The 12470-nt window shown below is 38.5% G+C and carries 9 protein-coding genes and 2 tRNA genes; 5 read left to right on the top strand and 6 right to left on the bottom strand.

Annotated features, from left to right (window positions below):
- Positions 1-18 precede the first annotated feature (18 nt).
- Positions 19-2343: an aerobic respiration two-component sensor histidine kinase ArcB gene (gene arcB / locus H5200_RS13310; protein ID WP_182717014.1), complete on the top strand. Its 2325-nt coding sequence runs from the start codon at positions 19-21 to the stop codon at positions 2341-2343.
- Between the two features lie 27 nt (positions 2344-2370).
- On the opposite strand, the gene arcA is transcribed toward arcB, so the two are convergent.
- The 5 genes from arcA to trmB form a co-directional block, all read right to left on the bottom strand.
- Positions 2371-3087: a two-component system response regulator ArcA gene (arcA, locus tag H5200_RS13305; RefSeq protein ID WP_016709833.1), complete on the bottom strand. Its 717-nt coding sequence runs from the start codon at positions 3085-3087 to the stop codon at positions 2371-2373.
- 108 nt (positions 3088-3195) lie between these two features.
- Complete coding sequence (locus H5200_RS13300) at positions 3196-3720, bottom strand: YfiR family protein (protein ID WP_149980884.1); 525 nt, start codon at positions 3718-3720, stop codon at positions 3196-3198.
- Positions 3717-5342: a sensor histidine kinase gene (locus tag H5200_RS13295; protein WP_182739405.1), complete on the bottom strand. Its 1626-nt coding sequence runs from the start codon at positions 5340-5342 to the stop codon at positions 3717-3719. The genes H5200_RS13300 and H5200_RS13295 overlap by 4 nt, the downstream gene beginning before the upstream one ends.
- A gap of 147 nt (positions 5343-5489) precedes the next feature.
- Positions 5490-6515: a 16S rRNA (guanine(1207)-N(2))-methyltransferase RsmC gene (gene rsmC, locus H5200_RS13290; RefSeq protein ID WP_182761645.1), complete on the bottom strand. Its 1026-nt coding sequence runs from the start codon at positions 6513-6515 to the stop codon at positions 5490-5492.
- Between the two features lie 34 nt (positions 6516-6549).
- Positions 6550-7275, bottom strand: coding sequence for a tRNA (guanosine(46)-N7)-methyltransferase TrmB (gene trmB / locus H5200_RS13285; protein WP_145237549.1), 726 nt, complete (start codon positions 7273-7275; stop codon positions 6550-6552).
- Positions 7276-7441: 166 nt separating this feature from the next.
- Between trmB and mutY the strand changes: the two genes are divergently transcribed.
- Both mutY and H5200_RS13275 read left to right on the top strand, forming a co-directional pair.
- Positions 7442-8509 carry an A/G-specific adenine glycosylase gene (gene mutY / locus H5200_RS13280; protein WP_220491211.1) on the top strand — a complete coding sequence of 356 codons (1068 nt, stop codon included), beginning with the start codon at positions 7442-7444 and terminating at the stop codon, positions 8507-8509.
- A 30-nt stretch (positions 8510-8539) separates the two neighbouring features.
- The gene (locus H5200_RS13275; RefSeq protein WP_145237543.1) at positions 8540-8812 is read left to right on the top strand and encodes an oxidative damage protection protein; all 273 of its coding nucleotides are present in this window, start codon (positions 8540-8542) and stop codon (positions 8810-8812) included.
- Between the two features lie 49 nt (positions 8813-8861).
- On the opposite strand, the gene H5200_RS13270 is transcribed toward H5200_RS13275, so the two are convergent.
- A complete protein-coding gene (locus H5200_RS13270) occupies positions 8862-11633 on the bottom strand; it encodes a hybrid sensor histidine kinase/response regulator (protein WP_182761644.1) in 2772 nt (923 codons plus the stop codon).
- A 589-nt stretch (positions 11634-12222) separates the two neighbouring features.
- Here H5200_RS13270 and H5200_RS13265 point away from each other — a divergent pair.
- Both H5200_RS13265 and H5200_RS13260 read left to right on the top strand, forming a co-directional pair.
- Positions 12223-12298 (top strand) — tRNA-Phe (locus H5200_RS13265).
- Between the two features lie 72 nt (positions 12299-12370).
- A tRNA-Thr gene (locus H5200_RS13260) sits at positions 12371-12446 on the top strand.
- Positions 12447-12470: the final 24 nt, after the last annotated feature.

Genomic DNA, 12470 nt, shown 5'->3' with positions numbered 1-12470 from the left:
TAAGAGACAGATTTATATATGATCGATTCCTCTTTGAGTCCATGGGCTCGAACACTTTCCAGTTTAATTACTCGATTCGGTGAATTCAAAACCGCAACTATCTGTTATGCATTACTATTAGTCTTGGCATTAATATTGTCGTGTATGTTTTATTATGTTGCAGTGGGCGAGGTGATGCTCGTTGATGTGCTTGCCGTAATGTTTTTTACTGCAGTAGTGTCGCCCATTATTATCAGTGTGTTGATCAATTCAATTCGCCAGTTAGATGCTTCCTATGCGTATTTAGATAGTGCCACCAAGCAAGAAAAATTATTAAATCAAACTTTAAAAGATAATATCAATCGCTTAAATGTAGAGATAGATGAACGTAAAATGGCATTTCATGCCAAACACCGTGCAATCGAAGAACTCAGGCGAGAAATAGTTGAACGTAAAAAAACCCAGCAAGAGCTTGCTCAACAAGGCATGTTACTGCGCTCTATTGTTGATTCATCGCCTGATTTATTTTATTACCGTGATAACAATGGTGTTTTTGCCGGTTGTAATAAAATGTTTGAAGAGGTGATGGGTAAATCAAGTGACGAGTTAATAGGTAAAACTGCAGAGGAAATTTACCCAACGCAATTCTTACCGGAAGTATTACTAACTGATAACAAAGTCGAAAAAACTCACGCCGCATTAACGCTTGATGTTGAATACCCTGTAGGCAATGAAAACCGTTGGTTTGAAATGCGCAAGCTCCCATTTATTAATGATGACGGTGACTACATTGGTTTATTAGCGTTTGGCCGCGACATCACCAGCCGTAAAGAAGCAGCTCAAGCACTTGAAACCGCTTATAAAGACAAGGGGAAATTTATTGCCACCCTAAGTCATGAATTACGAACTCCGCTCAATGGTATTGTGGGTTTAACCCGGATGTTGCTAGACACCGACTTGGATAAGCAGCAACGTAGTTGGTGTAATACAGTATTTTCTAGTGCTGAAACATTAGGAAATATTTTTAATGATATTATAGATTTAGATAAAATAGACCGCGAGCAACTCGATATTGTTACCGACTCAATAAATGTTTCCGACTTTATTAATGATGTGGTTAACTTTGCTGGATTAATTGCTGAACAAAAAGGCCTAGAGTTTGAAATTAAGCGTAAAGGTATGTTGGATATTTATGCGCAACTAGATCCGACCCGATTACGCCAAGTGGTGTGGAATTTAATAAATAATGCGGTTAAATTTACCCAACAAGGTAAAGTTCAATTAGCGTGTGTTCGGGAAAACCGTGCGGATGGCGCGTGGTTAGTAATGAAAGTTACCGATACTGGACAGGGTATTCCACAAGAGCAATTACATCGTATTTTTGATATGTATTATAAAGCGCCAGATTTAAATGGCACTAATGCGATAGGATCAGGTATCGGTTTAGCTGTCACCAAGGCATTGGTTACTGCAATGAAAGGACAGTTACATGTGAGCAGTACCGAAGGGGAGGGCAGTTGTTTTGTGGTTGAAATACCGCTGGCCCTTTGTATTGCTCCGGCTGAACAAAGTTATGTTGGCCGTAGTTTGAATATCTTGCTAGTTGAAGATGTGCCGCTTAATGCTGAAATCGCCACTAACTTACTTGAGCAACGCGGCCATGAAGTTATCTGGGCTGAAACCGGTGAAGATGCATTGTCGTTTGTTGAAACTGAGGATGATCTGGATTTAGTACTACTAGATATGCAACTGCCAGATATTAATGGCGATGAAGTAGCAAGACAGATCCGTGCCGATAGCCATTTTGATAAGTTACCTATTGTAGCCCTTACGGCTAATGTGCGTAGCGCCGAAGAAGAGTTACAAGGCATCTCAATTCAAGGCGCATTAGCCAAACCTATCAATACCACGAAGCTTGATAAAATGCTGGCTGAACTATTTGATATTAAACATCTACAACAGTCTGATGAAACACGCCTGACGGTTAGCAAAGAAGCCAGTGAAAATATCAATGTAGAGTTACTTGATGTTGAAACCATTGAAGATTTTGTTAATTCGATGGGCATAGTAACATTTAAGCGCAGCAGCAGTTTATTTGAAAAGCTAAATCCACAGTATCAGCAAGAGTTAGCAACGTCATTAGCAGCTGGTGACCGTGAAGAGTATAAGTCCGTCGCACATAAGCTTAAAGGTGCTGCAGGTTCAGTTGGTTTAAATGATGTACAGTTACACGCTAAGATCATGGAACATGGTGCGATTGAAGAAAGTGATGAAGTATTAAATACTTGGCTAACAATATTGGCAGATAAAATAAATGAAGGGCAACATGCCCTTCATTTATTCTTACAGCAATTAGAACGTTAATGCTGTCATTACTTGGTAGAACGGATATTAACTATCGATTTTACCAATGAAACGATAACCTTCACCATGGATGGTGCTGATAAGCTCAGATGTGCTGTTATCACTTTCAAAATGCTTTCTGATACGACGGATCGTTACATCAACAGTACGGTCATTTGCACGTAACTCACGACCAGTCATATGCTTGATTAGCTGCTCACGACTAAAAATACGGCCTGGAGAGTCAAGCATTAAACGTAGTGCTCTGTATTCACCTTTAGGTAAACGTTTGGCATCACCATTTGGTGATGTTAAACAGCGGCTATTTTCGTCAAGTTCCCAGCCATTGAAAGTGATCACACCATTTGTTTCAAGGCTTGATTCTTCACCGCCAAGGGCAGTACGTGAAAGCAAGTTACGAGCACGAATAGTTAATTCACGAGGATTGAACGGCTTAGTAATATAGTCGTCCGCGCCAATTTCTAGGCCTAAAATACGGTCTACATCATTATCACGACCGGTTAGGAAAATAAGTCCAACGTTACGCTTTTGACGTAATTCACGCGCTAATATTAGCCCGTTTTTGCCTGGCAGGTTGATGTCCATAACTACAAGGTTCACATCATCATTATTTGTAAGCTTGTCATGCATGTCATCGCCATCAATGGCTTCAATAACTTTGTAACCTTCAGCTTCAAATAAACTAACGAGGTTTAGTCGAGTTACGTCTTCATCCTCTACAATCAGAATGACTGGCGTTTGCATTATTAATTAACCTTTTTCGGAATATTTTATTTACAATTAATTCGGTATTGTATTATAAAACCGAATACTAGTGATTATAGGAGTATATCCAATTGTTAACAAGTAAAATCAATTCGGATGAAATTTAGAAACAGCTAATAACCGAGATTGCACTTTAAAACTGCTGCGCAACAACTGCTGTTTATTGATATACAGTCGGATTTTATTCCCTTCTTGGACCAAAGAGACAACGCCCCCTTTTTCTAAAAAATTGATACTCTCACCAACTGTTAAGGTATTTAATGAAATGGTATCGATCCAAAGTGGAATTATATCATCTTCCATTGTTTCATCAATGTATGTGATATCACAAAAGCGAGAAAGTTCAGAAATTTGCTGTTTTTTATCAATTAACACTGTTTCAATCGGTATATCGTTAATTTTAAGATTCGAATTATCCTTTAATAACTCACCAATTCCATGTTCAACGTCATAAAAACAAAAAGTCACAGCCTGTTTATTGTTAACTTTGGGGAACTCGACGAATTTTGCAATCTGAAATAGAAATGCCGATTTGACTTGTTCAGGTGATTTAGCCTGTAAAAATGCTGGAAACAACAGCATCAGAGCCAGTAATAAACCCGTTAGTTTCATAATTTGCTTGCCTCAGTTAAGGGCAAGGTAATTATAAAGCGTGTGCCTTCTATATTTTGATCATCAAAATAAACATTGCCACCTAAGGCTTGTGTGACTAAGTTGTAAACTAGATGCATACCTAAACCACTGCCACCTTCGCCGCGTTTAGTGGTAACAAAGGGATCAAAAATGCGTTTTTTAACGCTTTTATCAACCCCGATACCATTATCATAATAGTTAATGCTCAGGCTACTTTCGTTGCGTTCCACTGTAATTTCGATTTCGTTATTTTGATTATCTTTAAAGCCGTGGATCACCGAGTTACTTAACAATTGCTGCAATATCTGCTGAAGCGGGCCTGCTTTACTTTCGATCATCAATTGTTCAGAACAATGAATAACGATTTTAGGAGCTTTGCTCTCTAATTCAGTACGCATTGAAAGCATCACGTTGGTGATAAGCTCATGCATATTGACCAGCGAATTAATCTCTCCATCTTGGTTCACCGCTACTTTTTTAAAGCTGGATACCAGTTCCGCAGCGCGATTTAAATTCCGATAGATAAGATCTAAGTTTTCTATACCATTGTCGATAAAACGTTTCAATTGACTTGAGGTTAAGGTTTTTTGCTCAAACCCTAGGCTTATTTCTGCCAGTTTATCGCGTAGCAGGGTAGAGCCAGTGATCCCTAAACCAATAGGTGTATTTACTTCATGTGCAACACCTGCAACCATTTGCCCTAAAGAGGCCATCTTTTCACTTTCAACAATCTGATTTTGGTATTGATGCATCCGTTCAAGGGTTGTTAGCAACTCTTGATTTGCTTCTCTGAGCGCGATTGTACGTTGGTTTACTTTTTCTTCTAAGCTTTGGTTTAATTGTTTAATTTCTTGCTTATCGTTTTTATGGCGCTCTATTTGATTTTGCGTGCGAGTCAGCATGATGTTTAAACTGTTCGAAAGCATGTTGATTTCGGTAATATTAGTTTTTGGGGCTCGGGCGTTGTAATTATGATTTTTCGAGACATCTTGCAGTAATCTGCTTAAGTGGTCTATAGGGTCGGCAATACGTTTTTGAATTCGTTTTGCTACAAAATAAACCAGTATTAAAACGAATAACGTTAAAAGAATATCAATAAGAATTTTTTGGTTGATATACTCGTTGAGGCGCTCTAGGCCGCCACGAATATACACATAACCCTTAATATCACCTTCGTACGTGATTGGCTTGATTAGTTCTACGTAGTCTTCAGTGATCCTAGGCTGTTGGAGTTGTTCAATACTATCAACCCGAAGCGGCACTGGTGGCGTTTTTCGTGCATTAAAGCTGGTAAAAAATACCGCTTTATTTGAAATTTCGTCAATTGCGTAAATATGTATATTTTTAACGAGTGGAATTTTTTCGAAAGATTTAAGACGTTGTTCTTCGGTTTTTCTATCATCAAATAGTACGGTTACTTGGGCATTAAAGGCGATAATTTCTGCAAGGATATTGAGCTTATTGATGATTAACTGTTTTTGCTCTTTGACATCAAGGTAGGTCGAAATAGAAATAGATAACGATAAACACAAAGCAGTAACAAGCATGACTGCACTGATCAGGGCTTTGCGAATACTTGTTGGCGATGTTGATAAAGGCATTATTGTAATGAAGGCCCAGTTATATAATTTTTATTGAGTTGCTGTAAGTCTAGCAAAGACCTATCAAAGTGACTAAAAAATATAATAACTTTATTGAAAAGCTGCCATTTATATTATTTGGCAGCGTTTGTGAGGCAATAGTTGTAATTAACTGCTATACACTGAAAATTTATTGGTTTTGTGTACTACTTGATAACTACCGAACTGAGTTTCTAGAATTGGCGGGTATTTCAAGAAGCAGTTTGCAACAATAGTTAACTTGCCTTGCTTAGTTAAGTGCTGTTTAGCACCACTTAAAAACTGTTCAGCAACAGTATAATCAGTGGCAATACCGGTATGAAATGGTGGATTTGAAATAATAAGCTCAAATTTTCCAGTTACATTTGCTAATCCATCACTTAGTAAAGCGCTACCGTTTACACCGTTAAGTGCCAATGTTTGCGTGGTTGCATAAGCTGCAAGAGCACTAACATCCGTACAGGTAAAACTCAAAGCTGGATTTTTCAAACCTAAGAAGGTCGCAATAAGACCCGCGCCACAGCCAAAATCCAGCACATTGCCAGATTTAATTTCAGGTGCATTCTCTAACAGTATTTTAGTACCGCCATCAAGTTCACCGTGATTAAATACGCCAGGTACGCTAATGGCATTAAAACTAACGCCAGCCACATCAACATTAAATTGTTTGTGGTAACGAGTAATAACAAACTCAGCTAAGGTTTTTATCTCGGTGAATAAATACAAAGCACAATGGCGGGCACTGTCGATTTTATTGCTGTATTCACAGTGGCTACTAAATTGCTTTTCGATCGATTTCACACCACTTTTATTTTCACCAACCACCAGTAACTCAGCGTCTGGGTTGATAACCGCGCGAATATTGTCCAACGTCATCAATGCTTCAGGTTTTGCTTTTGGGTAGTAATAAATAACGAGGTCAAAGTGTTGACCGGCTATCTCATGGCTAACACAAACATCAATAGTGTTGATATTTTTAGCAAATTCGCCATTAGCATGGTTGTAGCTAAAAGCGCTGATCTTGCTGTTTGGATTTAACTGGCGCAGTTGTGACAAAAAGCCATCTTGCACAAAATTAACTACTAAAATAGAGTCCGCCGTTAGGTTTGCACTATTGCGTAGTAAAAGTGAACTTGGATTAGTTAATGCGCTCATATATGGCTTTGCCTTTAAAGTTGTTTTGATTAATTTAGCTAATACGCTCGAACATTAAATCCCAAACGCCATGACCTAAACGATGGCCGCGTTGCTCAAATTTCGTCAAGGGACGTAAATCAGGACGTGGCACATAATCGTTAGTCTCTGATTGGTTTTTAAAATGCTCCGCTGCTTGCATTACTTCAAGCATATGTTCTGCGTAGTTTTCCCAATCAGTTGCCATATGGAAGACACCGCCAATTTTTAATTTGCTACGCAAGCTCTCTACAAATGCAGGTTGTACAATACGACGCTTATGGTGACGTTTTTTATGCCATGGATCAGGGAAGAATAGTTGCACCGTTGTAATGCTGCCCTCAGCAATACAATCAGCAAATACTTCAACAGCGTCATGCTCAAAAATACGTAAGTTTGTAATGCCTGCTTCATCAGCATCCATTAAACATGCGCCAACACCAGGGCGGTGTACTTCAATACCAATAAAGTTAAGGTGTGGTGCGCTCTTGGCCATTTCGACCAATGATTTACCCATACCAAAACCAATTTCTAAAACAACGTCGTTGTCATTGCCAAATACTTGGGCTAGATCAAGCATGCCTTGTTGATGTTCAAGCCCCATGGTTGGCCAGCATTTTTCAATTGCCGCAGCTTGTCCTTTGGTTAAACGACCTTCGCGCTTAACAAAACTGCGAATGGTACGAATATATTTACCTTCTTGCATCGCTTGCTCAAGGTTATCGTTACTTGAATCACTCATATATTTTGGCCTGATGAAAACAACATGTCTTAAAATGGTGGCGTATTATCCCTGACCACGGCGTTGATCACAAGGCCTTATCTTTTGTGTATGTTTATAACTTGATATTTTAACTCACTGCAATAGACTGAGCGCCATTAAGGGTCGGGTTTTAAAAGTAGTTATTTTGAAGTTAAACAACAGTGAAGCAAGCTGGTTTTCTCAGCAAGTAGTCGATTGGTATGAATTACATGGGCGTAAAACTTTACCTTGGCAATTAAATAAAACACCTTACAAGGTGTGGATATCTGAGGTGATGTTGCAACAAACTCAGGTAATCACAGTTATTCCTTACTTTGAAAAGTTTATGCAAAGTTTTCCAGATATTATCGCTTTAGCAAATGCAGATGAAGATCACGTGCTGCATCACTGGACAGGATTGGGCTATTACGCTCGAGCTCGCAATTTACATAAAACCGCAAAGATAATCCGAGATCAATACAAAGGCGAGTTTCCAACAACGTTAGACGAGGTTGTTGCTTTGCCTGGAATTGGGCGCTCGACTGCAGGAGCTGTTTTATCGCTTTCTCTTGGCCAACATCATCCTATATTAGATGGTAATGTAAAACGTGTGCTTGCCAGATTTTTTATGATTGAAGGTTGGTACGGAGTTAAAAAAGTTGAAAACCAATTATGGCAACTATCAGAGCAGTTAACTCCAGCAAAACAAGTGACTGAGTTTAACCAAGCAATGATGGATTTAGGAGCAAGCCTCTGCTCACGTAGCAAGTTTGATTGCCAACCTTGCCCGTTGCGCTCGCGTTGTGCAGCGTATAAGACTGAGCAGGTAAAACAGTTCCCTCATTCAAAACCTAAAAAAGCAGTGCCAAAGAAAGTGTGTCATCAATTAATTATTCAATGTAATGATCAAGTATTGATGGAAAAAAGGCCTAACTCAGGAATATGGGGCGGCTTATTTAGTTTTTTTGAGTTTGAGCAAAAATCTCAGTTAGATACTTTTTTAGCACAGCAAGGGCTTGCCGTTACAACTGTGCCAATTGAGCCTTTTACGCATATATTTTCGCACTTTGAATTAACTATTAATCCGCATGTACTCACTTTGCATAAAGTGTCTGATGTGGTGAATGAGCGACAACTAGTTTGGTACCCATTGGACCAGTCCATAGAGGTTGGTTTAGCCGCTCCAACTAAAAAGCTAGTTAAACAAATTGCTACAATAGTTTACACTAACTGATATCGTTTCTAAGAGCACAAGAGAGCAATCATGGCACGCACTGTATTTTGTCAAAAGTTACAAAAAGAAGCCGAAGGGCTTGGTTTCCAACTTTACCCTGGTGAGTTGGGTGAAAGGATTTTTAATAATATTTCTAAAGAAGCATTTGCACAGTGGCAGCACAAGCAAACAATGCTGATCAATGAAAAGCATTTAAATATGATGGATCCAGAGCATCGTACTTTTTTAGAAGAGCAAATGGTTGGCTTTTTGTTTGAAGATAAAGATGTAGAAATCGAAGGCTACCGTCCGCCAGAAAAATGATTTTCACATGCGAATAAAAAGGGCAATAAGCCCTTTTTTAACGCTTGAATTAAATCAGATCATCTTGCTCTTGAGCATTACTAACTTGCTCTTTTAAAAACTGCGCAACACGGGAGTACTCAATCTCTAAATTGTCACGCAGTTCAATTAGTTGATCACTGGTTAAGTCTTGTTCTTTACAGTTATCTTCAAAGTCAGCTGCCAGTTCAGCTACTTTTTCTGCGCCAATTGTTTTCGATATAGATCTAAGTTGATGGCAAGCTGCAATTATTATTTCTTTATCACCGGTCATTACCCCCGTATTAATGTCTTTAGCTAACGTATGGCTTTGCTCTAAGTACATTTTAAAGAACCGTAACTGCTTTGCGTCATCATTGTTTATGTATTTAGCGAGCATTTCAAAGTTAATTGGTGCTGACGGCTTATTAGGAGAAGCTGTAATCGACTCTTGTTTGCTTTCACTCCAACTATTAAGTGTTGCCTCTAGTGTATTTAATTCCACAGGTTTAGTAATGAAATCGTTAATACCGGCATTTAAACAGCGTTCTTTTTCACCCTTTAAGGCATTTGCCGTTACTGCAATAACATAAGGCTGAGCGTTGATGTCTTCAAGTTGCGCGGCTTCGTCGCGAATTTTTTCAACCATGTCATAACCTGACATTTTAGGCATATGTAAGTCAGTTAAAATTAATGGGTAACGACCGCTTTGCCACATTTTTAAACCTTGTTCGCCGTTTTCAGCAACCTCAACGCCAAACCCAAGTAAATGTAGTTGATCGGTAAGCACTTGTTGATTCAAAATATTGTCTTCAACAAGTAGCACGAGTTTGTTTTCTTCGCGTGCTTGTTCAATATTTAAATAATTATTAAGGGTTTTAACTGGTTTAACTTGTCTTGGTGTATGCAGCCCCGCAGCAACCAATAGCGACATCATAAAGTTTGACTTACATAATGGCGACGCATTAAGGTAAAAGATGTTTTTGTGATTTATTGCGGCTTCATCCAATTTACTAAGTACGATCACCTGTTGGTTATTATCTTCAAGGGTGTACAGTAAACGGCGTAGTAAGTAATTAATGCTATCCATTGAATCGATACCATCAAGCACCCAAATAACACCGGGGTTGTCTTGATACTGTTCAATTTCTTGCACCGCTTGCACTGTAATTGTTTTTGCTCCCATAAATGATAAATAACGAGAAAGCGTTTGTTGTCTGCTTTGATGCTCAGTGACGAGTATCACCGAATGATCTTTCAAGGCGCCTTTATGGGCATACTTTATGGTGTTTTCAGTACTGAATGGCAATTCCACCACAAAGTCACTACCAATACCTATATCGCTGGTAACACTAATCGAGCCTAACATTAACTCGGTTAAACTTTTACAAATAGATAAACCTAGGCCAGTGCCACCGTACTCACGGGTAATTGATCCTTCGGCTTGAATAAATGGATTAAATATTTCACGCAGCTGAGCTTGGCTCATACCTTTACCATTGTCGCTGACGCTAAAACGCAGAGTAAAATGGTCAGCAGTATTTTGTGCCACTTCTACAGCAATGCGTACCTGACCTAGGCGATTTTCATCGGTGCTTGTAAATTTAATCGCATTACTACATAAGTTATAAAGTACTTGGCGAACGCGAACAGTATCACCAATTAAATTAATTGGTACATCAGGGGCTATGGCAAGCTCTAAATCAAGCTGGTGTTTTTTTGCAACCGATGACAATACTCTGGCAACTTCTTCAATAGTATCCGAGACCGAAAAAGGAGTTGGATCGATATTTAGTTTGCCCGCTTCAATCTTTGAGAAATCTAAAATATCATCCAGAATACCCAGTAGTGAAAAGGCTGATTCACGAATAATTGTGCTTAGACGATGCTGAGCGCCATTAAGATCTGTTTGCCTTAGTAAATCAATGGTGCCAATAACGCCATTCATTGGAGTGCGTATCTCATGGCTCATAGTTGCTAAAAACGTGGTTTTGGCTTCGCTTGCTTGTTCAGCTCTATGGCTCGCTTTTTCAAGCGCTAAAGTGCGGTTTTGCACTTCAGTTTCCAGACTGCTTTGCAGCTTATGCAAATCTTTTTGGGCTATGTCATTACTATTGATGGCATCTTGTACTTGCTGTAATAATTGATTGATATTTTTAGCTACAACGCCAAGGCCAATATCTAATTGTTCGTCGATATGTGTATTGTAACTACCAGATTTAGTGATGCTCTCTAATTTATGCGCAAGAGTGTCACTACTTTTGCGGATCCGCGTATTAAGATAAACGTTAAAAAACAGCGCCAGTAAAAATAAACTTACTCCAGCAATTCCTGCAATAGCCAATGCAAGTCCGATGGAATAATTTGGCAGTAGAGGGGTTACAGCTATTTTTTGTTTAATGATCAATTCACCAACGGGTTGATCATTTAAATTTAATTGATAGTGAATAATACCTTGCTCAACTGAATATTGATCAAGTTTTAGCGGTGCAATTGCCGGTTTATTACTAGCAAAAACCAATTGTGTTTGTGCAGTAGGTGTATATCTATATAAGTAGTAATCAAATTGATTATTAAGCGCAGCACTTAAATTTAGTAGTTGTGTGGCATTATCTTGTCCTGTTCGAGTTAATGCATTTACTAAAGGTGTGTCTAATTGCTCAGCTAATGTCATTAAACTTAGTGAGCTTGGTGGTGCTTTTGAGTCTTCAGTGTGGCTAGGGTAAAAAGAATAAGCAACCACAGCGAGTGCTGTTACGGCTAAGTTTATTAGTATAAAAAGAGGTAATAGTCCTTTTACAGGAGAAGAAAATTTACTCAGCATTTATTATCCAACTTATCTATTATCAACCGCAATCTAAACAGTCGCTTGTGTACTGGAAATCAATCCTATCATTTACCAGAAATAATTCACTACGTTTTTAGGACTGTTGTGCACAAAGCAGTTAAAATACCTATTCAATACATAAATTAAAGAGTTATTGCTGTAAAAAACAGCGTACTTTACATTTATTAGTCGCTTTGTTGAAAAACTGTGCAAACAGTTATAAAGAATAAAAAAAAAGTTGACTTGAAAGGGCAAAACCAGTTTAATACGCCGCACACGCAGATAGCTCAGTCAGTAGAGCTAAGCTGAAGTTATATTAAAAATCCTTTGTGATTTTTATTAAAACTGAAATCGCCCAGATAGCTCAGTCAGTAGAGCTAATTGGGAATTGTATTTAAAATCCTTTGTGATTTTTTATTAATACTGAAATTGCCCAGATAGCTCAGTCAGTAGAGCTAAGTGGGAATTGCATTGAAAATCCTTTGTGATTTTTTATTAATACTGAAATTGCCCAGATAGCTCAGTCAGTAGAGCTAAGTGGGAATTGCATTGAAAATCCTTTGTGATTTTTATTAATACTGAAATTGCCCAGATAGCTCAGTCGGTAGAGCAGAGGATTGAAAATCCTCGTGTCGGTGGTTCGATTCCGCCTCTGGGCACCATTATTTAAATAATGGTGTTTAAATAAAATGATTAAAACACCATTATGCGTGCCTTAGCACACAGTTTAGTGTGCCGACTTAGCTCAGCTGGTAGAGCAACTGACTTGTAATCAGTAGGTCAACCGTTCGACTCGGTTAGTCGGCACCATTTATTTAAATTAAATGTTTTAAA

The sequence above is a fragment of the Pseudoalteromonas sp. SG43-7 genome (genome assembly GCF_014164295.1).
Taxonomy (GTDB): domain Bacteria; phylum Pseudomonadota; class Gammaproteobacteria; order Enterobacterales; family Alteromonadaceae; genus Pseudoalteromonas; species Pseudoalteromonas rhizosphaerae.
This window is presented reverse-complemented; position numbering and strand designations above follow the sequence as displayed.

Coding starts and splice junctions, on each gene's coding strand:
- arcB (WP_182717014.1), top strand. CDS start 19: ATGATCGATTCCTCTTTGAGTCCATGGGCTCGAACACTTTCCAGTTTA.
- arcA (WP_016709833.1), bottom strand. CDS start 3,087: ATGCAAACGCCAGTCATTCTGATTGTAGAGGATGAAGACGTAACTCGA.
- H5200_RS13300 (WP_149980884.1), bottom strand. CDS start 3,720: ATGAAACTAACGGGTTTATTACTGGCTCTGATGCTGTTGTTTCCAGCA.
- H5200_RS13295 (WP_182739405.1), bottom strand. CDS start 5,342: ATGCCTTTATCAACATCGCCAACAAGTATTCGCAAAGCCCTGATCAGT.
- rsmC (WP_182761645.1), bottom strand. CDS start 6,515: ATGAGCGCATTAACTAATCCAAGTTCACTTTTACTACGCAATAGTGCA.
- trmB (WP_145237549.1), bottom strand. CDS start 7,275: ATGAGTGATTCAAGTAACGATAACCTTGAGCAAGCGATGCAAGAAGGT.
- H5200_RS13275 (WP_145237543.1), top strand. CDS start 8,540: ATGGCACGCACTGTATTTTGTCAAAAGTTACAAAAAGAAGCCGAAGGG.
- H5200_RS13270 (WP_182761644.1), bottom strand. CDS start 11,633: ATGCTGAGTAAATTTTCTTCTCCTGTAAAAGGACTATTACCTCTTTTT.